Source organism: Nocardia shimofusensis NBRC 100134 (assembly GCF_001613125.1).
GTDB lineage: Bacteria > Actinomycetota > Actinomycetes > Mycobacteriales > Mycobacteriaceae > Nocardia > Nocardia shimofusensis.
The window spans coordinates 1-20,526 of sequence record NZ_BDBT01000045.1 but is presented as its reverse complement, the minus strand read 5'-3'; the positions used below and the strand labels follow the sequence as shown (position 1 = coordinate 20,526).

19 protein-coding genes and 1 pseudogene are annotated in these 20,526 nt (G+C 69.9%); 3 read left to right on the top strand and 17 right to left on the bottom strand.

Annotated elements, in window-relative coordinates:
• Positions 1-16: 16 nt before the first annotated feature.
• The 9 genes from NS3_RS29625 to steA all read right to left on the bottom strand — a co-directional run bounded on the left by NS3_RS29625 (position 17) and on the right by steA (position 9,851).
• On the bottom strand, positions 17-1,291 hold the full coding sequence (locus NS3_RS29625) for a pseudouridine synthase (protein ID WP_169811693.1): 1,275 nt from the start codon (positions 1,289-1,291) through the stop codon (positions 17-19).
• A gap of 16 nt (positions 1,292-1,307) precedes the next feature.
• On the bottom strand, positions 1,308-1,961 hold the full coding sequence (gene scpB / locus NS3_RS27045) for an SMC-Scp complex subunit ScpB (protein ID WP_067865548.1): 654 nt from the start codon (positions 1,959-1,961) through the stop codon (positions 1,308-1,310).
• A 65-nt stretch (positions 1,962-2,026) separates the two neighbouring features.
• The gene (locus NS3_RS27040) at positions 2,027-2,968 is read right to left on the bottom strand and encodes a segregation and condensation protein A (protein WP_373865345.1); all 942 of its coding nucleotides are present in this window, start codon (positions 2,966-2,968) and stop codon (positions 2,027-2,029) included.
• Positions 2,965-3,879 carry a ParA family protein gene (locus tag NS3_RS27035; RefSeq protein WP_067865524.1) on the bottom strand — a complete coding sequence of 305 codons (915 nt, stop codon included), beginning with the start codon at positions 3,877-3,879 and terminating at the stop codon, positions 2,965-2,967. The genes NS3_RS27040 and NS3_RS27035 overlap by 4 nt, the downstream gene beginning before the upstream one ends.
• Positions 3,880-4,212: 333 nt before the next feature.
• Positions 4,213-5,169, bottom strand: coding sequence for a site-specific tyrosine recombinase XerD (gene xerD / locus NS3_RS27030; protein WP_067865521.1), 957 nt, complete (start codon positions 5,167-5,169; stop codon positions 4,213-4,215).
• 13 nt (positions 5,170-5,182) lie between these two features.
• Positions 5,183-5,881, bottom strand: coding sequence for an NUDIX domain-containing protein (locus NS3_RS27025; RefSeq protein ID WP_067865518.1), 699 nt, complete (start codon positions 5,879-5,881; stop codon positions 5,183-5,185).
• Complete coding sequence (gene pyrG, locus NS3_RS27020; RefSeq protein WP_067865515.1) at positions 5,882-7,603, bottom strand: CTP synthase; 1,722 nt, start codon at positions 7,601-7,603, stop codon at positions 5,882-5,884.
• 76 nt (positions 7,604-7,679) lie between these two features.
• Entirely contained in the window at positions 7,680-8,624 is a 945-nt protein-coding gene (locus tag NS3_RS27015; protein ID WP_067865512.1) for a copper transporter, read from the bottom strand.
• 12 nt (positions 8,625-8,636) lie between these two features.
• Positions 8,637-9,851: a putative cytokinetic ring protein SteA gene (gene steA, locus NS3_RS27010; RefSeq protein ID WP_067865509.1), complete on the bottom strand. Its 1,215-nt coding sequence runs from the start codon at positions 9,849-9,851 to the stop codon at positions 8,637-8,639.
• Between the two features lie 485 nt (positions 9,852-10,336).
• Between steA and NS3_RS27005 the strand changes: the two genes are divergently transcribed.
• Entirely contained in the window at positions 10,337-11,152 is an 816-nt protein-coding gene (locus NS3_RS27005; protein WP_067865507.1) for an LLM class flavin-dependent oxidoreductase, read from the top strand.
• Between the two features lie 39 nt (positions 11,153-11,191).
• Here NS3_RS27005 and NS3_RS27000 read toward each other — a convergent pair whose 3' ends face one another.
• Together NS3_RS27000 and NS3_RS26995 are read right to left on the bottom strand one after the other, a co-directional pair.
• Positions 11,192-12,379 (bottom strand): zinc-dependent alcohol dehydrogenase, encoded by a 1,188-nt coding sequence (locus NS3_RS27000; RefSeq protein ID WP_067865505.1) that lies wholly within the window; start codon positions 12,377-12,379, stop codon positions 11,192-11,194.
• A gap of 151 nt (positions 12,380-12,530) precedes the next feature.
• A complete protein-coding gene (locus NS3_RS26995) occupies positions 12,531-12,866 on the bottom strand; it encodes a hypothetical protein (protein ID WP_067865501.1) in 336 nt (111 codons plus the stop codon).
• Positions 12,867-13,026: 160 nt separating this feature from the next.
• Between NS3_RS26995 and NS3_RS26990 the strand changes: the two genes are divergently transcribed.
• Positions 13,027-13,452 (top strand): SRPBCC family protein, encoded by a 426-nt coding sequence (locus NS3_RS26990; protein ID WP_067865499.1) that lies wholly within the window; start codon positions 13,027-13,029, stop codon positions 13,450-13,452.
• Positions 13,453-13,593: 141 nt separating this feature from the next.
• Here the strand turns inward: NS3_RS26990 and recN are convergent, their stop codons facing one another.
• From recN to NS3_RS28690, 6 genes and pseudogenes are all read right to left on the bottom strand, one after another.
• Positions 13,594-15,363, bottom strand: coding sequence for a DNA repair protein RecN (gene recN / locus NS3_RS26985; protein ID WP_067865496.1), 1,770 nt, complete (start codon positions 15,361-15,363; stop codon positions 13,594-13,596).
• Positions 15,341-16,321: an NAD kinase gene (locus NS3_RS26980; protein ID WP_067865545.1), complete on the bottom strand. Its 981-nt coding sequence runs from the start codon at positions 16,319-16,321 to the stop codon at positions 15,341-15,343. The genes recN and NS3_RS26980 overlap by 23 nt, the downstream gene beginning before the upstream one ends.
• A complete protein-coding gene (locus NS3_RS26975; protein ID WP_067865493.1) occupies positions 16,318-17,145 on the bottom strand; it encodes a TlyA family RNA methyltransferase in 828 nt (275 codons plus the stop codon). Before NS3_RS26975 ends, NS3_RS26980 begins: the two co-directional genes overlap by 4 nt.
• A gap of 1 nt (position 17,146) precedes the next feature.
• Positions 17,147-17,413, bottom strand: a complete 267-nt coding sequence (locus NS3_RS26970) for a hypothetical protein (protein ID WP_067865490.1) — start codon at positions 17,411-17,413, stop codon at positions 17,147-17,149.
• 13 nt (positions 17,414-17,426) lie between these two features.
• Positions 17,427-18,317: an HAD-IIA family hydrolase gene (locus NS3_RS26965; RefSeq protein WP_067865487.1), complete on the bottom strand. Its 891-nt coding sequence runs from the start codon at positions 18,315-18,317 to the stop codon at positions 17,427-17,429.
• A 180-nt stretch (positions 18,318-18,497) separates the two neighbouring features.
• Positions 18,498-19,445: pseudogene (locus NS3_RS28690) on the bottom strand (tetratricopeptide repeat protein); the annotation flags it as partial.
• A 225-nt stretch (positions 19,446-19,670) separates the two neighbouring features.
• On the opposite strand from NS3_RS28690, the gene NS3_RS29620 reads away from it, so the two are divergent.
• A complete protein-coding gene (locus NS3_RS29620) occupies positions 19,671-20,429 on the top strand; it encodes a hypothetical protein (protein ID WP_067865481.1) in 759 nt (252 codons plus the stop codon).
• Positions 20,430-20,526: the final 97 nt, after the last annotated feature.

The window sequence follows — 20,526 nt, the reverse complement described above, 5'->3', positions numbered from 1 at the left end:
GGAACCCGCACACCGTTCACAGCTGCACCGCCTCGTAGAGTTTGCCGATTTCGTCGCGACCGAGCACCCGCAATGTGCCCGGTCGTTGATCGCCCAGCACCACCGGGCCGATATGGGTGCGCACCAGCCGGGTCACCGGGTGACCGACCGCGTCGAGGAGCCTGCGCACGATGTGCTTACGACCCTCGTGCAGCACGATCTTCACCAGCGAACGACCCTCGCCGACCTCGAGCACCTGGAAGCGATCGACCTTGGCCGGACCGTCCTCGAGCTCGACCCCGTCGCGCAGGCGCTTGCCGACGATCTTGTTGTTGACCTCGCCGTGCACGGTCGCCAGGTAGGTCTTGGACACCTCGTAGGAGGGGTGCATGAGCCGGTGCGCGAGGTCGCCGTCGTTGGTGAGCAGCAGCAGGCCCTCGGTGTCGGCGTCCAGGCGACCGACGTGGAACAGGCGCTGACCGGCGGCGATCCGTTCGGCCACGATGTCGCCGACGCAGGGACGGCCCAGGTCGTCGGACATGGTGGACTGCCAGCCCTTGGGCTTGTTCAGCGCGACGTGCACGAGTTCGTCGCGCACCACCACGCGGGTGCCGTCGACGCGGACCACCGCGGTCTCCGGGTTGATCCGCAGGCCCTGCTCGCGCACGATCAGGCCGTCGACCTCGACACGGCCCTGGTCGATCATCTCCTCGGCCGCGCGCCGGGAGGCGACGCCCGCCTTGGCCAGCACCTTCTGCAGGCGCTCACCCTCACCCCACGGCAGCTTGGCGGGGCCCTCGGTGTGGGCGGGTTCGACGTTCTGACGGCGGGCGGGCTTGGCGTTGCTCAGCAGCGGGGCGGCGGCCGCCTGACGCTGCGGCTTGGGATTCTTGGCCTTCTTACCGGTCGGCTTGTTCGCTCCGGCGGCGGGCTTGAACTGCCCGGCGGGCTTGGGCCGCCCGGCAGTGGATCCGCCTTGGGCGGCGGGACGACCCTGGCCGGCGGGACGACCCTGGCCGGCGGGACGACCCTGGGCGGCGGGACGACCCTGGCCGGCGGGACGACCCTGGGCGGCGGGACGACCGGAGCGCTGACCACCGGCGGACTGACCGCCGCGGCGCTGACCACCGGCGGAGTGACCGCCGCGTTCGTCGTTGTCCCAGGAGGGTGCGCCGTCCCGGCGGGGGCCGCCACGCTGGGCGGCGCGGGCGTCACGCGAACCCGTGCCGTGGCTCGCGCCGCCACGGGCGGGCCGGCCGCCTCCTTGTTTCCTACGATCCGGTGTGCCATCTCGGCGAGCGGGGGTATTCATATGTCCTTGTCAACTCTCAGGGCAGTCGATCCTCGGTGCCGAGGTCCAGGTCGGCCTCGGCGGGTTTTCGCAGCCTGGTGTATCGGGGATCCGTCTCCAGGCTGTCGTTGATCTCGTCGATCAGGTCGACGCCGGGAAGCAGTGGCGCCAACGGTGGCAGGTCCGACAACGACGCCAGCCCGATCCGCTCCAGGAACAACTCGGTGGTGCGGTAGAGCGTGCCGTTCGTCTCCGGGTCGGTCCCGGCTTCGGCGATCAGGCCGCGCGCGAGCAGCGTGCGCATCACGCCGTCGACGTTCACGCCGCGGACCGCACTCACCCGGTTCCTGGTCACCGGCTGGCGGTATGCCACGACCGCCAGCGTCTCCAACGCCGCCCTGGTCAGTTTCGTCCTGGCGCCGTCGAGCAGTACGCGCTCCACATACGGTGCGTACTCGGTGCGAGTATAGAAGCGCCAGCCGTCACCGACGAAACGCAGATCGATACCGCTGCCACGCGCGGTGAGTTCCGCCGACATCTCGCGCAGCGCCTTCTCGACCCGTTCTGTGGTGTCGTCCAGGGCCGCCGCCAGCTGTTCTACCGGCGCGGGAGCGTCCACGACGAGCAGCATGGCCTCGAGCGCGCAGCGGAATTCCGCCTCGTCCAGCACGGGTGCGGTGATGTCGGACACCCCACCGGTTCGCGCGGGCGTCGGCGGCTTCCCGGCGTTCACGGTCGCACCGTTCACGAACTCGCTCACCCGTAGTCCTCCTCGAATGTCACGGTCGTCGCGGGCTCGCCGTCGACCGGGTCGCCGAGCCAGCTGATGGCCAGCGGGCCCAGCGGATCGGGCTGGTCGAACTCGATCGTCTTGCCGCGATAGAGCTCGAGCAGCGCCAGGAACCGCGCCACGATCTGCACCGGCACCTCGCAGTCGGCCACCAGTTCGGCGAAGGTGGTCCAGCCGCCGGGCCCGCGCGCTTTGAGCATCTCCAGCACCAGCGCGGCCTGTTCGGCGACCGAGATGGTGTGCTGGTGCAGGTGGTCGAGCCCGACCCTCGGCGCGGGGCGTGGGCGGAACGCCGCCGCGGCGATGTCGGCGAAACCGGCCACGTCCACCCCGAGGGTGACCTCGGGCAGCAGACCGGCGAAGCGTTCCTCGAGACCCACCGCGCGCGGGTAGCGGCGCAGGGCGACGGCTTCCAGTTCGCCGAGCAACTCGGCCACCTGCTTGAACGCGCGATACTGCAGCAGCCGGGCGAACAGCAGGTCGCGGGCTTCGAGCAGTTCGAGATCCTCGGCATCGGTCATCTCGCCCGCGGGCAGCAGCCTGGCGGCCTTGAGGTCGAGCAGGGTGGCCGCGACGACGAGGAATTCGGTGGTCTGATCCAGGATCGTGTCCGCACGCAGACCGGTCTCGGTGTTCATGCTCGCGGTCAGCGCCTTGGTGTAGGCGATGAACTCGTCGGTGACCTGGTGCAGCGCCACCTCGGTGACGTCGAGCTTGCGGGAGCTGATCAGGGTGAGCAGCAGATCGAAGGGACCTTCGAAGTTGCTCAGCTTCAACCGGAAACCCGTCGCGGGCTCGGCGCCGGCGTCCGGCACCGCGCCACCGCCGGTGTCCGCGCCGGGCTCCGATCGGTCGGGTTCTGCCTGGTCGAGAACGTTCGTCGCCGCCGGGTCGGTGGCCGCGCTCACCGGCCGGACCGGTGGATGACTTCCCGTGCCATCGCCCGATATGCTTCGGCCCCACCGGATTTCGGCGCCCACGTGGTGATCGGCTCGCCCGCGACACTGGCGTCGGGGAACCGCACGGTGCGCGCGATCGCGGTGTCGTACACCACGTCGCCGAACACCTCGACGACGCGCGACATCACCTGACGCGAGTGCAGCAGGCGGGCATCGAACATGGTGACCACGATGCCGTACAGACTCAGCCGGGGGTTGAGCCGGTCGCGAACCTTCTCGACGGTGTCGTTGAGCAGTGCCAGACCGCGCAGCGAGAAGTACTCGCATTCCATCGGGATGATGACGCCGTCGGAGCAGGCCAGCGCGTTCACGGTGAGCAGGCCGAGCGAGGGCTGGCAGTCGATGAGGATGTAGTCGTAGCGGTCGCGCACCGGTTCCAGCGCGCGCCCGAGGGTCTGCTCGCGGCCGACCTCGTTGACCAGCTGGATCTCCGCCGCCGAGAGGTCGATATTGCTCGGCAGCAGGTCCATGCCCTCGACCTTGGTGTGCATCAGCACGTCGTCGATCGAGGTGCGCCCGCCGACGAGCAGATTGTGCACGGTGTTGTCGAGGTCGTGGTGGGCCACGCCGAGGCCGGCCGAGAGCGCGCCCTGCGGGTCGAGGTCGACCAGCAGCACGCGGCGGCCGTATTCGGCCAGCGCCGCGCCGAGATTGATGGTCGAGGTGGTCTTGCCGACGCCGCCCTTCTGGTTGCACATGGCCACGATCAGGGCGTTGCCGTGCACGGCCACCGGCGGCGGGTCGGGCACCAGACGAAGCGGACGGCCGGTCGGGCCGAGTTCTCCGGACTCCGGAACAGGCGGCGCACCGCCGCCCCAGAGTGTCTCCGAAGCCGCCTCCGCGTCGTCGACCGGACGCAAGCCGGTCGGCGGTGCGTCGCTGTCGTTCGGCGGCTGGGTGTCGTTCGGCGGCTGGGCAGGTGCTCCGTAGCGCGGCTGGGCCGCAACAGACTGCCCCGCCGCAGCACCGTAGGGCGGCTCCGCCGCGCCGGCTGTCGTCACGATCCGCTGCTCCTTATACGTTCCTGCCCGTTGCCGAGCGTCGCCAGGACGCTTCGCCCCCGATTGCCTTGTGCCGAGCGTAACGAGGCCGATCGGGCCCGACCTCGCTTTCGTACGGTCCAGCTCTCGTTAGACGCTACCGCCTGTGTGTACAAGACACGCGGTCGGACACGCGTCGAAGGCCTGTGGCGCTCACCGCGCGCGCGGATGAGCGTTCGCCCACACCTCCCGCAGCGTGCTGACCGTCACCAGCGTATAGATCTGTGTGGTCGTCACCGACGCGTGACCGAGTAGTTCTTGTACGACTCGCACATCCGCGCCGCCGTCGAGCAGGTGCGTGGCGAACGAATGCCGCAGGGTGTGCGGCGAGACCGCGGCCCCGATGCCCGCCCGTTCGGCCGCCCGCTGCAGCACCTGCCAGGCGCTCTGCCGGGACAATCTGCCGCCGCGCACGTTGAGGAACAAGGCGCCGCCGTTGCTCTGCCCCCGCCCCCCGAGGGCGAGCGCGGGACGGCCGCGCACGAGGTAGGCGTCGACAGCGGCCAGCGCGGGCCGTCCGATCGGGACGATGCGCTGCTTGCCGCCCTTGCCGCGCAACACCACCGCGCGCTCGGCGGTGTCGAGATCATCGACATCCAGGCCGATCACCTCGGAGATACGAGCGCCGGTGGAGTAGAGCAGTTCCAGCAGCGCGCGATCGCGCAGACCGCGCGGTCCGGAATCCGCGCCGACGGCCCGATCGCCCTCGGCGGGGCCCCCGCCTGCCGCCTCGAGCAGGCGCAGCACCGTGTCGTAGGGCAGCGCCTTGGGCAACCTGCGCCCGGGTGCGGGGGGCTTGACGGCGCGGGCCACGTCGGTGGAGGCGATCCCCTCGGCGGCCGCGAATCGGTGCAGGCCGCGCACGGCGATCAGGGCCCGCGCCACCGAGCTCGCCGCCAGCGGGACGTGCTCCGGCCCGCCTGCGCGCAATTCGACGGTGAAGTCGGCCACGTCGGTCTCGCCCACCTCGACGAGCGTGCCGATGCCCCGCGAACTCAGGAACTCGCGGTAGCGGCTCAGATCACGGCGATAGGCGCCGAGGGTGTTGCGGGCCGCGCCGCGCTCGACAGCGAGATGGTCCAGGTAGATGTCGATCTCGCGCGCGAGCATGGCGTCGATCCTGTCAGTCCGAGGCGCTGTCCGCCGCTCTGCGATCTGCTGCCTCGAGATCCGCTGTCCTGCGATCGAGGAAGGTCGTCGGCTGATCCGGCCACGGCGCGTCGCCGGGACGTAGCGGGGCATCGGCCGCCCGCGCCGCGACCACCGCGAGCACACCCGCCACCGCGGTGGCATTGACGATCTCCCCGGTCAACGCCGCGCGCACCGCCTCGGCGAGGGGAATGCGGATCACCGCGATGTCGGCTTCCTCGTGCTCGGGTTCGGGACGCTCGGTCTCCGACAGTCCGCGCGCCAGATACACCCGCAGCGCCTCGTCGGTGAAGCCCGGCGAGAGCGCCACATCCACCAGCACCGACCATTCGCGCGCGGCCAGCCCGGTCTCCTCGGCCAGTTCCCGCTGCGCCGCGGCCAGGGGATCCTCCCCGGCGACGTCGAGCAGCCCGGCGGGCAGTTCCAGCAGCCGACGCCCCAGCGGGTGACGATACTGGCGGATCAGGACGATGTTGTCCTCGTCGTCGATCGCGGCGACCGCGACCGCCGCGTGGTGTTCGACGACCTCGCGTTCCACCACGCGACCGCCCGGCATGGCGACCTGGTCCAGACGGAGCGCGACGATGGCGCCCGAATACAGCGTCCGGGATGCCACGGTCTCGAAGTCGTGGCTACCCGGTGTGTGCCCGGCCCCACCGTCGCGCTCGCTCATTCATGCCCCTTGTTCGGCTTTCGCCAGCTCCTCTTCCGGCAGATCCACCGGAAGCCTTTCGGCCAGCTTATATTTCAGCGCGGCGGCGATCAGCCCGGCGAAGAGCGGGTGCGGGCGGGTCGGACGGCTCTTGAGCTCGGGATGGGCCTGCGTGGCGACGAAGAACGGGTGCTTGTCGGCGGGCAGTTCCACGAACTCGACCAGCAGGCCGTCCGGCGAGGTGCCGCTGAATTTCAGGCCGCTCTTGGCGATCCGGTCGCGGTAGGCGTTGTTCACCTCGAAGCGATGGCGGTGGCGTTCGGAGACCTGCTCGCTGCCGTAGGTGCGCGCGACCACCGAGTTCTTCGCCAGCACTGCGGGGTAGGCGCCCAGCCGCATGGTGCCGCCGAGATCGGCTTCACCGGCCACGGCCTGCTTCTGGTCGTCCATGGTGGAGATGACCGGATGCTTGGTGTCGGGTTCGAACTCGGTGGAGTTCGCCTCTTTCAGACCGACCGAGCGCGCCGCCTCGATGACCACGCACTGCAGGCCCAGGCACAGTCCCAGCAGCGGGATGCCGCGGGTCCGGGCGTAATGGATCGCGCCGACCTTGCCCTCGATGCCACGGATGCCGAAACCGCCGGGAATGAGCACCGCGTCCACGTCGCGCAGCGCGGCCGCCGCGCCCGCCTCGGTCTCGCACTCGTCGGAGGCGACCCAGCGAATGTTCACCTTGGCCCGCGAAGCGAACCCGCCCGCCCGCAGCGCCTCGGTGACCGACAGGTACGCGTCGGGCAGGTCGACGTACTTGCCGACCAACGCCACTTCGACCTCTTCGCGCGGCGAGTGCACGCGATCGAGCAGATCGCCCCACACGGTCCAGTCCACATCCCGGAACGGCAGGCCCAGCCTGCGCACCACGTAGGCGTCCAGTCCCTCGCGGTGCAGCACCTTCGGGATGTCGTAGATCGAGGGCGCGTCCGGGGTGGAGATACAGGCCTCGACATCGACGTCGCACATCAGCGCGATCTTGGACTTGAGGCCCTCGGAGACCTCGCGGTCGCAGCGCAGGATCAGCGCGTCGGGCTGGATGCCGATACTGCGCAGCGCCGCCACCGAGTGCTGGGTCGGCTTGGTCTTGAGCTCGCCGGAGGGCGCCAGGTACGGCACCAGCGAAACGTGCAGGAAGAAGACATTGTCGCGGCCGACGTCGTGGCGGATCTGGCGCGCGGCCTCCAGGAACGGCTGCGACTCGATGTCGCCGACGGTGCCGCCGATCTCGGTGATCACCACGTCCGGGGTCTGGCCCTGCAGGTCGGGGCCGCGCATGGCCAGGATGCGGTTCTTGATCTCGTCGGTGATGTGCGGGATGACCTGTACGGTGTCGCCCAGGTACTCGCCGCGCCGCTCCTTGGCGATCACCGAGGAATAGATTTGCCCGGTGGTCACGTTCGCGTCCCGCGAGAGGTCGCGATCGAGGAAGCGCTCGTAGTGTCCGACGTCGAGGTCGGTCTCGGCGCCGTCCTCGGTCACGAACACCTCTCCGTGCTGGAACGGATTCATGGTGCCCGGATCGACGTTGAGATACGGGTCGAGTTTCTGCATGGTGACGCGCAATCCGCGCGAAGTCAGCAGCTGACCGAGGCTGGAGGCGGTCAGGCCCTTACCCAATGAGGAGGCGACACCACCGCTGACGAAGATATGTTTCGGGGCGGTTCGCGCCTGAATCCGTGTATGACCCACGGGTCTTTACCGTAACACGGCCGAGCGGAGGCATTCGCACGCCATGCCTGTTTGCTGACCGGTCGCCCGCATCCGATCAGCCCGGCAGCGCGGCGAAGGTGAGCGAGGTCGCTCGGGAGCCGGTTCCGTATCGCCCCGCGCCGCCGCCCAGCTGCTCGGTCAGGCCGAGTACGGAGGTGACCCGCCCGATCTCCCGATCCACGTTGTCCACGGTGGTCAGCACCGAGGTCAGCGCCGAATCCTCGCGCACCACGGCCAGCGGGCCCTGCCCGTCGGCGGCGCCCCCGCGCCCGGACAGCACGACCCCGGCGCCCCGGCCCCGCAATGCCCCGGCGAACCGGGCGACATTGGCTCCTCGCGCGTTCTCGCTCGCCTGTTCGCCGTTCCCGGTGACCACGACCGCCAGCTGCGCGGGCTGCACGGGCGTGTCCCCGTAGGCGAGGAATCCGCCACCGCGCAGGGTCTCGAGCACGAGTGCGAGTTCCTGCGGATGGGAGCGCGGCTGACCGGTGCCCGGATCGAGCAGCAGCACCAGGCCGAGCAGATCGCCGGCCAGGCTGCCCTGGTCCACGCCACCGGTGCGCAGTTGCGCGCCCGCCGGAATGGTGTTGGTGAGCGCGGTGCGCAGGCGATCGCCCTCGGCCGCGTTCAGGAAGGCGTCCTCCAGCGCGATCCGGCCTGTCACCGCCGCGCCCGCGGTCTCGAGGCCACGGCCGACCGCTTCCACATCGGCCGGGTCGGCGTCGGGGGTGGTGAACACGACCACCGAGCGTTCGGCCAGGACACCGCCGAGAATGCGGCCCGCGGAACCGGCGATGAATCGGTCCGCGGCATCGGCCTGCTCGGTCAGGACGCGATTGCGTTCGCTCAGGTCGTCGACCTGTTCCCGCAGGGCGGCTTTGTCCGAACGCAGGCCGGACAGCAGATCGGCGGCCAGGGTCTGCGAACCCAGCACGACCCCGATCGCGAGGGCGAGGAAGATCGCGGCGATGGAGACGGCGTGCTGACGCAGCGAGATCATCGTCGGCCCCGGCTAGCTCGCGCCCGAGTCGAACAGGCCCTGGCACCAGCGCGCGAACCGGTTCCAGGTGTCGATCCCCCAGTCCAGTACGTCGGTGCCGCTGTTGGATGCCAGTAGCACCACGATCACCGCGATGAGCGCGGCGAGCACCACCATCGCCACCGCGACGCCGGAGACCCGGTTGCGGTAGAGGGTGGCCACGGCCTTGGCGTCCATGAGCTTGGTGCCGACCTTGAGCCTGGTCAGGAAGGTGGCCGGGTTGCTGTCGCGTCGACCGCGGTCGAAGAAGTCGTCGAGCGATGCGGCCGCGCCCGCGGTGACGATGAGCGCCGCACCGTGGTGTTCGGCCAGCAGCAGCGCCAGGTCGGCGGGCGCGCCGGAGGACGGGAAGGTGGTGGCGCCGATGCCCAGATCCTGGATGCGCTCGAGCCCCTTGGCGTGGCCGTCGGTGTCGGCGGGCAGGATGACCTCGGCGCCGCTCTTGAGGGTGGCCGAGGTGATCTCCTCGGGATCGCCGACGATGAGATCCGGCCGGTAGCCCTGTTTGGCCAGGGTGTCCGCGCCGCGCCCGACGCCGACCATGATCGGCGCGTACTCCTTGATGAACGGCTTGAGTCGTTTGAGGTCGTCGGCGTGATCGGGTCCGTCCGCCACCACGACCACGTGCCGCTGTTTCATGTCGAGTTCGAGCTCGGGAACCCCGAGGCCGTCGATGAGCAGCGCGCTCTCGGTGCGGACGAATTCGATGGTGTTGCCGGCGAACGCCTCGAGATGGTCGGCCAGGCCGTTGCGGGCCTCGATCATCCGCTCGGCGATGGTGGCCTCGGTGAACTCGATGCCTTCGACCAGCGCCTCGGGTTCCTTCTTGGTCAACCGGTCGGCATAGACGACGCCGTCGTGGATGCGGACCTTGCTGCCGTCCTTGATCTTGGTGAACGCGTCGGAACTGACGGTGTCCAGCAGCAGCACATCGTTGGCGACGAGAACCTCGGGACCGAGATTCGGATACCGCCCGGAGATCGACGGCGAGGTGTTGACGACAGCAACGACACCCGCTTCGAGGAACCGGTCGGCGGTGCCGCGGTCGAGATCCATTTCGTCGATGACGGCGATATCGCCCGGCCCGATGCGCCGCAGCAGGCGCCGGGTGTTGCGATCCACCCGGGCTATCCCGGTACGGCCGGGCAGCGTTTCGGTGTTCTTCGACAACAGGGCCGGCAACTTCATGAGCCCGATGATGACCGCATCGGCGCGGCGCGCGCTGGAGGCGCGCCGAGTGGCGGGTCACATTCGCCACCTCGGAGAGATGACGGAAATGATCGCAAGCACACTTTCGGCATCCGATGTTGCCGTGTGAGCGCTTGCCGAGCATCGGAAACCATGACAGCCAGTCAGGCCGAATACCGAGAAGTAGCCACCTGTCCGCATGTCTCCACTCTCCGCGCGGAGCCGCGCTCAGAAAGTCGAACGATCCGCCACGGCAACCAATTCCGCATAGCTATGAGACACGGGAAATCGCGCGGTGATCGCGGTTCCCACTGAACGCAGTTGCGCACCAGCCGGATCCGAACCGGACGTTCCGAATCTATGGACTCTCACAGCGGCAGCGGCGATTCCGCTTCGGGCGTGTCGGCCGTCCGGAACAGAACCGGACGTCACGCGGTTGTTCCGCATCGGCGGACCCGCCCGTCACAGCGTTCGAAGGAGTTCTCGTGGACATCGGCGTCATCCTGCCCACCTCGACCCCCGACCCCGCCCAGCCGACCCTGGGCGACGTCCGCGCGAGCGCGCGGTTCGCCGAGCAGGCCGGACTGGAATCGGTGTGGTCCACCGACCACCTGGTGGCCAGTGCGCCGATACTCGACAGCACCGTCACCCTCGCCACCGCGGCCGCGGTGACCGACCGCATCCGCATCGGCTACGGCGTCCTGCTGCTGGCCCTGCGGCCGACGGCCTGGGCCGCCAAGCAGATCTCGAGCCTGCAACACGTCTCCGGCGATCGGCTGATGGTCGGGATCGGCACCGGGAATCCCGCGCACGGCGACATCGGCTGGCGGGCCGCGGGCGCGTCCTTCGCCGACCGAGGCCACGCCACCGACGCCGCGCTGCGCGTACTGCCCGATCTGATCGCAGGCCGCGTCGCCACCCTGCCGGACGGCACCGAGGTCGCCATCTCCCCCGGTTCGACGGTGCCGCCCTTGCTGGTCGCCGGGGACGGCCCCCGCGCCCGGCGGCGAGCCGCCGAGTTCGCCGATGCCTGGATGGCCATCGCCGCGACACCGGAACAGATCGAGACGAACGCGCGCGAATTGCGGGATCTGGCAGCCGGATTCGGCAGGCCGGCCCCGTCGATCACGGTCGTCGCGCCGCCGCTCGGCACCGACCTGGACAAGGCGACCGACCTGGCCGCCCGCTACGCCGAGGCGGGGGTGCAGCGACTGGTCGCCGCCCCCACCGGTTCGGACTGGCGATCCGGCTACGAATTCGCGGCCGAACTCAACGCCGCGATCCCCGGTCGCTCCGTCTGAACGCGACCATGGTCGTCGGCGCCTGTGCGGCGACCGATCTCAGGCCGTCGGATCCAGCACGATCTTGACCGCCCCGTCCGCTTTCTGCTGGAACATTGCGTAGGCCCGAGGCGCCTCGGACAACGCAAGACGATGGGTCGCGAAGGACTCCACGCCCAGCGGATCGCCGTCGCCGAGCAGCGGCAGGATCTCCGGCGCCCAGCGCTTCACATTGGCCTGCCCCATCCGCAGTTGTATCTGTTTGTCGAACAGGATCCTCATCGGCAGCGGATCGGCCATACCGCCGTACACGCCGACCAACGAGAGGGTGCCACCACGGCGCACGATGTCGATCGCGTCGTCGAGGGCGGCCATCCGGTCGATGCCCGCGGTGTCCATCACCTTCTGCGCCACCGAGTCCGGCAGCAGAGCCGCCGACCGGTGCGCCAGCGCGCCCGCCGGTGAGCCGTGCGCCTCCATGCCGACCGCGTCGATCACCGCGTCCGTCCCGCGCCCGCCGGTCTGGGCCCGGATGACATCGCCGAGCGAACCATCCACAGCGGAGAAGTCGATCACCTCGATCCCCCACGCCGCGACGCGCGCGAGCCGCTCCGGCACCCGGTCCACACCGATGACCCGATAGCCCCGGTGCGCGGCGACCCGGCAGGCCATGTCGCCGATCGGTCCCAGGCCGAGCACGGTCACCGAGCCGCCGGCGGGAATCGCGGCGTACTCGACGGCCTGCCACGCGGTCGGCAGCACGTCCGACAAGTACAGGAATCGCTGATCGTCGGGCCCCGCGGGCACCTTGATGTGGGTGAAGTCGGCGTGCGGCACCCGAAGGTACTGTGCCTGGCCGCCCGGCACGCTGCCGTAGAGCTCGGAATAGCCGAACAGCGCGGCGCCGCTGCCGTGCGAACGCACCTGGGTCGTCTCGCACTGCGTCGGCAGCCCGGTCATGCACATCAGGCAGGTCCCGCAGCTGATCTGGAACGGAATCACCACCCGGTCTCCGACGTTCAGATTGCGCACATCGCCGCCGATCTCCTCGACGATGCCCATCGGTTCGTGGCCGAGTACGTCACCCGCGGTCATGTACGGGCCCAGTACCTCGTACAGGTGCAGGTCCGATCCGCAGATGGCAGTGGAGGTGATCCGCACGATCGCGTCGGTGGGCTCCTCGATGCGCGGATCCGGCACCTCGTCGACCGAGATCTTGCGCCTGCCCTGCCATGTCACCGCTTTCATGCATCACTCCTCACCCTGGGAACGACCGGGTCTCGAGCGACCGGCCGGATCTGATATTCACGCCTACCCGCACAGGACGCCGGAAAACGGACCGCTCAGGACAGCGACAGGCCCGGGCACGACCGCTGTGCCCGGGCCTGTCGCGACCGGCTCAGTCCTCGTCGTCGAGCGAGGTCACGCCGGTGACCGTGGTGACGCCGAACGGCGCCATGCTCAGGCAGCCCGCCGTGACCGTGCTGCCGGGGGCGAACCCACCCCGGGACTCGCCGACGCGCGCCATATCCACGCGCACCATCGTCTGTGCCCCCGCACCGAACAGCACGCAGGTCCACTCTTCGTTCTCCGGCAGGCTGTCGAGGGCGATCGAGCCCTCCTCGACCCTGTCCTCGGAGAGAATCGGGGCAGCTGTGGCCGCACCGGCACCGAGCACGGCACACGCCGCCATCGCCGCGGTCACCGCCGCTGTCCGCAGTCCCGTAGAGATCATCCGTCGTCCTCCTCGTGTGGTGTCCCGATGCTTCGGCAGTTACCGCTTCCGGACATCCGAAACCGGCGCCACCGCTGTGACGCGGGTGACACGGTGAGAGAAGCAGTGATGCACGACCTATACACTTCCGACGACCTACCGGCCGCAGAGGAGAACTTTCATGGCACGCACCACCGTCGAGGCCGTCATCGCCGCACCACGCGATGCCGTCTACACCTTCTTCGCCCACCGCGACGGCATCAACCCGTACATGCCCGGCGTGCAGTTCACGCTGAGCAAGCCCGGCTCCCCCACACCCGAGGGCGTCGGCGCGCAGTACACCGTCGGACGCGGCAAGATCGGCTTCGTCGAGGAGACCCGTGCTCTCGTGCCCGGCGAGAAGGTCGAGTACGAGATCATCAAGGGTGTGCCGGTCAAGCGTCACGTCGGCACCATTCTGCTGGCCGACGCCGACGGCGGCACCAAGGTGACCTACACGATGGAGTCCGTACCCAGCCTCCCGCTGCCCGACAAGATCGTCGAGGCCGGTCTGCGCACGCTGATCAACCAGATGCTCGGCGCGACCCGCAAGGCGTTCAAGAGCTGAGACTCGTTCACGACGGCGCGCGATCGGGTGAAAGGCCCATCGCGCGCCGTTGTCGTTCGAGCCACCGAGTCGTCATCGGAATCGGTCTCACTCACCCCCAGGACCTCGCCCTCGACGCGATGATCCCGGACGCGACCCGATTCAGGCGGAGGCGCGTTCGGCGCGCGCCATCTCCAGCAGTTCCTCCGCGTGCGCGCGTCCGGTCTCGGTGTCGTCCAGCCCGGCCAGCATGCGCGCCAACTCCACGACCCGTTCGTCCTTGGTGAGCGCCCGCACGCCGCTGTTGACCGTGCCCTCGCCGTCGTCGGCCTTGTCGACCACCAGATGGGTGTCGGCGAAGGCGGCCACCTGGGGCAGGTGCGTCACCACGATCACCTGATGGGTACGCGCCAGCCGGGCCAGCCTGCGTCCGATCTCGACGGCCGCGCGACCGCCGACACCGGCGTCGACCTCGTCGAACACCATCGTCGCGCCGTGGTCGGAGCTCGCCAGCACCACCTCCAGCGCGAGCATCACCCGGGAGAGCTCACCACCGGAGGCACTCTTGCTCAACGGCAGCGACTGCGCGCCCGAATGCGCGGACAGCCGGAACTCCACATCGTCCACGCCGTTCGGCCCGGCGTGCAGAGTCGCGCCGTCGACGGTCAGCGGCGCCGAATCCTGCGAACCCGCGGGCACCGGCAGCACCCGAACGTCCAACTGCGCCTTGCCCATCGCCAGGCCCGCCAGCTCGGCGCTGACCGCGGCCGCCAGCTTGTCCGCCGCCTTCCGGCGCGCATTGCTCAACTTGCCCGCCGAGGACCGCAACCGTTCGGCGGCGACCTCCACTTCCTCGGCCAGCTTGGTCAGCGTCTCCTCCGAGACATCGAGGGATTCCAGTCGCTGCCTGGAATCCTCGGCCCAGGCGATGACGCCGTCGATGTCCGGCGCGTACTTCCGGGTCAGGCTCTTCAGTTCCGCCTGCCGGGTGAGCAGCGAGTCCAGCGCGCTGGGATCAGACGGCAGGTCCGCGAGATACCCGCTCAGCTCGGTGGTCAGGTCGACCACCACCGCGATGGCCTCGCCGAGCCGCGGCACCAAGGCCGAAAGCGCGGGATCCTCGGCCGATTCCAGGCGAGTGCGTGCCGCGCCGAGCAGTTCCAGCGCACCCGAACCGGCCTCGGGGTCCTCGGCCGGACCGGCCAGCGCGTCGTGGGCCACGGCAGCGGCTTCACGCAGCGAATCCAGATCGCTGAGCCTGCGGACCTCCTCGACGGTGCGCACGTCCTCACCGGGTTCCGGCGCGACGGCGTCGATCTCGTCCAGGGAGTGCTTGAGCCGGTCGGCCTCCAGCGCCAGTTCCCTGCTGCGCGCGGTGCGTTCCAGCAGTTCCTCGCGCGCGTTCAGCCAGGCGCGCCGGTTCATCTGATAGGTGCGCAGCAGCGAGACCACGGTCTCGCCCGCGAACCGGTCCAACGCGGCCAGTTGCTGTTCGGGCTTCTGCAGCCGCAACTGATCGTTCTGCCCGTGCACGGTCAGCAGCGACGCGGTGAAATCCGCCAGGACCGAGGCGGGCACACCGCGACCGCCGAGATGGGCGCGGGAACGCCCGTCGCTGCCCACCGTGCGAATCGCGATGACGCTGCCGTCGTCGTCGGCGACCGCGGCCGCCGACTCGAGCACCTTGCCGACCTGCCCGCGAGCCTCCTCGTTCAGATCCTCGACGGTGAACCGCCCCTCCACCACCGCGCGCTCGGCGCCCAAGCGCACCCTGCCCGGATCGGCGCGGGCACCGCTGAGCAGGTGCAGACTCGTCACCACCATCGTCTTGCCCGCGCCCGTCTCACCCGTGAGAACCGTCAGACCCTCGTGGAACTGCGCGGTGGCCGCGGATATGACACCGAGACTGTCAATCCTGATCTCTGTCAGCACGTGTGCTCTCCGTTCGCCGTCTGCCTCGCCAGCCGGTCACAGGTAGCTGGAACTTGCGCACCATCCGGTCGGCGAAGGGCGCGGAATCCAACCGGACCCAACGCACCGGTTCGCTGCCTCGCACCGCCTCCAACCGGCCGCCGCGTGGCAGCGCCATGGTCCGCCTGCCGTCAAGGAAAACTATCGCATCGTGGCCGGTCGCGACCGCCTCGACCGCGATCCGCGACTCGGGACTGGTCACCAGCGGCCGGGCGAACAGCGCGTGCGCGTTGCTCGGAATCACGAGCAACGCTTCGAGTTCCGGCCACACCACCGGCCCGCCGGCCGAAAAGGCATATGCCGTAGAACCGGTCGGCGTCGAAATGAGGATTCCGTCACAGCCGAAGGAGGACACCGGCCTGCCGTCCACCTCGAGCACCACCTCGAGAACGCCCATGCGCGTGGCGTTCTCGATACTGGCCTCGTTCAACGCCCAGCCGGACGCGACGATTTCGTCGTCCACCCGCACCGACACGTCGATGGTCATCCGGTCCTCGACCCGGTAGTCGCGGCGCACCACCTGCCCCAGCGCTTCGTCGAGATTCTCGGCCTCGGCTTCGGTCAGGAAACCGATGCGGCCCAAGTTGATACCCAGCACGGGCACCGACGCGGGCCTGGCCAGTTCAGCTGCCCGCAGGAAGGTTCCGTCACCGCCGAGCGCCAGCACCATCTCGCAGCCCACCGCGGCACCGGGGCCGTGCGAGACCACCCGCACCGTGTCATCGCCCGGCACGGCCACCGCCACCGAATCCGACTCCGCGTTGTCGAAGTGGGTGCTGCCCGCCTCGTCGTCGAGCACACGGAGCCCGATTCCGGCGCCGGCACAGATCTTGGCCACCCGGTGCGCGGTCTCGACGATCTCCGCGCGCCCCGGATGCGCGATCAGCAGGATCTCCCGATCGGTGCCCGGCTCGGTCATTGTGGGCCCTCCTCGACCGCCCGCGCGACGAGCTCACGCACCCGATCGCCGTCGTAGTCGATCTTCCCGGTACCGGTCTTGCGCAGCCACAAGAAGTACTCGACATTCCCGGACGGTCCCGGCAGCGGACTGGCCACCACACCGAGCGTGCGCAGACCCTGTTCGGCGGCTGCCGCCGCGACCTCACACACCGCTTCGGCACGCAATCGCGCATCACGCACCACGCCGCCGGAACCCACCCGGTCCTTGCCGACCTCGAACTGAGGTTTCACCATCGGCAGCAGATCCGCGCCGTCGGCCGCACACGCCGCGAGCGCGGGCAGCACCAGGGCAAGGGAGATGAACGACAGGTCGCCGACCACCAATTCGACCGTGCCGTCGATGGTCTCCGGAGTCAGGGAGCGCACATTGGTCCGGTCGAGCACCCGCACCCGCTCGTCGTTGCGCAGCCGCCACACCAGCTGGCCGTAACCGACATCGACCGCGACCACCTCACGGGCCTGACGACTGAGCAGCACATCCGTGAAACCGCCGGTCGACGCGCCCGCGTCCAGGCAGCGCTTACCCGCCACCGACAGGCCCTCGGGCTCGAATCGCTCCAGGGCGCCCAGCAATTTGTGCGCGCCACGCGAGGCCCATTGCACCTCGTCGGGCTGTTCACGCACCACCAGCGGGGTGCCCGCTTCCACGGCGGTGGCCGGCTTCGTCGCCACCGTTCCGGCTATCAGGACGCGGCCCGCGCCGATCAGCTCCACCGCGTGCTCGCGCGATCGGGCCAATCCGCGGCGAACCAACTCGGCGTCCACTCGCGCACGCCTGGCCACCTCAGATCTTGTCCACCGTGGCCAGGGCCTGGACCAGCACGTCGTGTGCCTGTTCCAGGATGCGCGCGCGCCGGGTGATGTCCACACCCGCCTCGGCGCTCTCCGGCGGACCCGAGTGACCGCCGCCCGCGTCGAGTTCGGCGAGCAGTTCGTCGATCTCGGCGCGGATGCGATCCGGATCGGCCGGCTCCGGCTGCCCGTGGGTGCCTGGAAGATGCTGTCCGGGCAGCGGAACACCCGGCCGGGGCGCAGTGTTCGGAGTAGTCATCGTGATGCCAACGCTATCGGATTTCCGAACGGGACGCGCGAACCGTCACCGCCCGGCCGGGATGGCGACGCAACCGCTCGGCGAGGTCGAGGTCGGCCTCGTCGTCCACCGGCGGATGGTTCAGGGCGTCCAAGCTGTGCGCCACGTAGGTCGGCACCCGCTCCGGACCGGCCGAGGCCAGTTCGTCCAGGGTGCTCACGCCGGTCAGCACCAGCAGCGAATCCAGGGCCACCCGCGCGGCGCCCTCGATGTCGGTGTCGAGGCGGTCACCCACCACCAGCGCCGCTCTGGTGCCGACGCGCGCGACAGCGTCGTCGAGCAGCGGCGCGAACGGCTTACCCGCCACCACCGGCTCCAGATCGGAGGCCGCGCGCAGGGCGGCCACCATCGACCCGTTGCCGGGCGCCAGGCCCCGCTCGTTCGGCAACGTCTTGTCGGTGTTCGCGGCCACCCACAGCGCCCCCGACCGCAGCGCATAGGCGGCCTCGGCCAGATCGGCCCACGCCGTGTCCGGCGAATGCCCCTGCACGACCGCCGCGGGCACCTCACCGTTGTAGCGCCGGACCGGCGTCAGCCCGGCCGTCGCCACCTCGGCCGCCAGGTCTTCGGAGCCGACGACGAGCACAGCGGCACCGGGGGTGAGCTTCTCGACGAGCAGGCGGACCGCAGCCTGCGCGCTGGTGACGACATCGTCCGGCGTGGCCGGGTAACCGAGCTCGGCGAGATGCGCGGCCACCGTCTCGGGCCCGCGACTGGCATTGTTCGTGACGTAGGCGAGCCGCTGCGCCGAACTCTGCGCACCCACCAGCGCCTCCGGTGCCCCGTCGATCACCGCCGCGCCCCGGTACAACGTGCCGTCCAGGTCGAGCAGCAAGGCCTCGTAGCGATCTCGTAGCCGCTTCACAACACTCCTACTTCGTTCGCTCCCCCGCACCGGGACCGTCGTGTCCCGGTATCCGGCTTCGGCTCACTCGACATTACGTCAGCCCACCGACGACCTCGGCGACGGGCATGGCTCGCCCCGGCGTGCCGATCGGCTGGGCAACGCGACTGGGAACCGGGCCGTGAAGCCCGGGCTCCTCGGCTACTCTCCGCCGGTCAGTTCGGCCGCACGTTCTTCGGCGTCGGTCTCACCGTCAAGGTCGGCGGAGGCGGCGTTGAGGAACCACTCCAGGCCCTCGGCGGTGCGTCCCGCCGCCACCAGGGCGTCGGCGTAGGCGTAGAAGAGACGGGCGGCCGCGGAGCCGGTCCGCTCCGGATCCAGGTCCGCGGTTTGCAGGGTGACCACGGCCTGGTCGTACTGGCCGAGGTCCATGCGAGCGCCGGAGACGACGATGCGCAGTTCACTGGCCTCGTCACCGGTGAGCGCCCTCGCCTCGTCGCTGCGGCCCAGCTCGATGGCGCGCTCGGGACGACCGAGACCGCGTTCGCAATCCGCCATCACCGCGAGCAGCCCGGCGCCGCCCGACATCCGGCGCGCGGTGCGCAGCTCGGACAACGCCTCGGCCCACTCACCCGCGTGGTAGGCGACCACACCGGCGGTCTCGCGTACCACCGCGATCCGGCCGGCCCGCTGCCGTGCCGCCCGAGCGTGCGCCAGCGCCAGGCTCGGATCGTCGTCGACCAGGCGCACAGCCATCACCAGATGCCGCGCCACGGTCTCGGCATTGCCCTTGTCCAAGCTCAGCAGGTCACGCCGCACCGCCATGTCCAGATCCGAGGCCTCAACGTCATCGGGCAGATCGGGTTCCTCGGGCCGGGGCGGACGCCGATCCAGCGAGCGGCCACCCGCACTACGGGCCCCCTCACCGCCACGTCGCCGATCATCGAACCCACCACGGTCCGAGCCGCGATTGTCCGGCCCACGGCCTTCGGAGCCGCCCCGCCGGAACCCGCCGGACTCGCCCCCCTCTGATCCGCGCCGCTCGAAACCACCACGATCCGAACCCGAGCGATCGGAGCCGCCACGATCGCGCCGCTCGAAACCACCACGATCCGAACCGCCACGATCGGAAGAGCCACGATCAGAGGAGCCACGGTCGAAACCACCACGGCCGGACCCGCCGCGGTCCGATCCACCTTTGTCGAAGCCGCCGCGACCGGAGCCGGTGCGGTCACCACGATCAGCACCACGGCGATCGACACCACCGCGATCCGTGCTGGAACGATCCGACCCGCTGCGATCGGACCCACGACGCTCGAATCCGCCACGGTCCGACCCGCCACGCTCGGAGCCACTGCGATCGGAGCCGCCACGGTGGAAGCCACCACGACCGGACTCACCCCGTGCACTCGAATCGCCCGATCCGCCACGGCGGAAACCACCACGATCCTCGGCCCCACCGCGCTGCGAACCCTCGCGATCAGACCGGTTGCGATCACCGAAGCCGCCACGACCGCCGGAATCACCGCCGCGATCGAAACGACGCTCGCCGGAGTCACCGCCACGCGAACCGCGATCGAAACCGCCACGTTCCCCCGAACCACCGCGAGCGCCACCGGAATCGCCGCCACGGCGGAAACCGCCGGTGTCGCCGCCGCGCCGGCCCGCGTCTTCGCGACGGAAACCGCCACTTCGGTCGCCGCCACCGCTGTCACCGCCGCGCCGAAAACCGCCGCGATCCCCGGTGCCTCGATCGTCACGCGAGCCGGAGCGGTCGGAGTCACGGCGGAAACCGCCACCGGAACCACCGCGGCTGTCGGAACCACCGCGGCTGTCGGAGCTGCCGCGACCGGTGGATCCACCACGGTCCTGACCGCCGGATCCTCCGGAATCACCGCGACGGAAACCGCGCCGTTCGCCGGATCCGCGTTCGTTGTCCGCACCGCCACGCCGGAAGCCGCCGCTTCGTCCCGACTCCGAGTCACCGGTCCCACGGGACGGCCGGTCGTTGCCGGCATCGCGCTGACCAGGATCGGACGCGCCTCGCCGGAACGGCCTCGAACCGTCGTTGTGTTCGGACACGGTGATCCCTTTCGAAAGTCTGCTGCCGAGGAGTTGCCCGGCCTCTGTTGAATTCAACCACGCGCCCAGGAGGCGACATGGACGCGGAACGACTACACGGAGCCCGAAGACCCCGGAAACGACGATAGGGGACCCAGTATTGGGTCCC

Excerpts from the sequence above, each read along its gene's own strand:
- NS3_RS26980 (WP_067865545.1), bottom strand. The coding sequence starts at position 16,321 with ATGACCGAGCCGGGCACCGATCGGGAGATCCTGCTGATCGCGCATCCG.
- NS3_RS29625 (WP_169811693.1), bottom strand. The coding sequence starts at position 1,291 with ATGAATACCCCCGCTCGCCGAGATGGCACACCGGATCGTAGGAAACAA.
- xerD (WP_067865521.1), bottom strand. The coding sequence starts at position 5,169 with ATGCTCGCGCGCGAGATCGACATCTACCTGGACCATCTCGCTGTCGAG.
- NS3_RS27015 (WP_067865512.1), bottom strand. The coding sequence starts at position 8,624 with ATGATCTCGCTGCGTCAGCACGCCGTCTCCATCGCCGCGATCTTCCTC.
- NS3_RS27025 (WP_067865518.1), bottom strand. The coding sequence starts at position 5,881 with ATGAGCGAGCGCGACGGTGGGGCCGGGCACACACCGGGTAGCCACGAC.
- NS3_RS26995 (WP_067865501.1), bottom strand. The coding sequence starts at position 12,866 with ATGATCTCTACGGGACTGCGGACAGCGGCGGTGACCGCGGCGATGGCG.
- NS3_RS26970 (WP_067865490.1), bottom strand. The coding sequence starts at position 17,413 with ATGACTACTCCGAACACTGCGCCCCGGCCGGGTGTTCCGCTGCCCGGA.
- steA (WP_067865509.1), bottom strand. The coding sequence starts at position 9,851 with ATGAAGTTGCCGGCCCTGTTGTCGAAGAACACCGAAACGCTGCCCGGC.
- NS3_RS26990 (WP_067865499.1), top strand. The coding sequence starts at position 13,027 with ATGGCACGCACCACCGTCGAGGCCGTCATCGCCGCACCACGCGATGCC.
- NS3_RS27000 (WP_067865505.1), bottom strand. The coding sequence starts at position 12,379 with ATGAAAGCGGTGACATGGCAGGGCAGGCGCAAGATCTCGGTCGACGAG.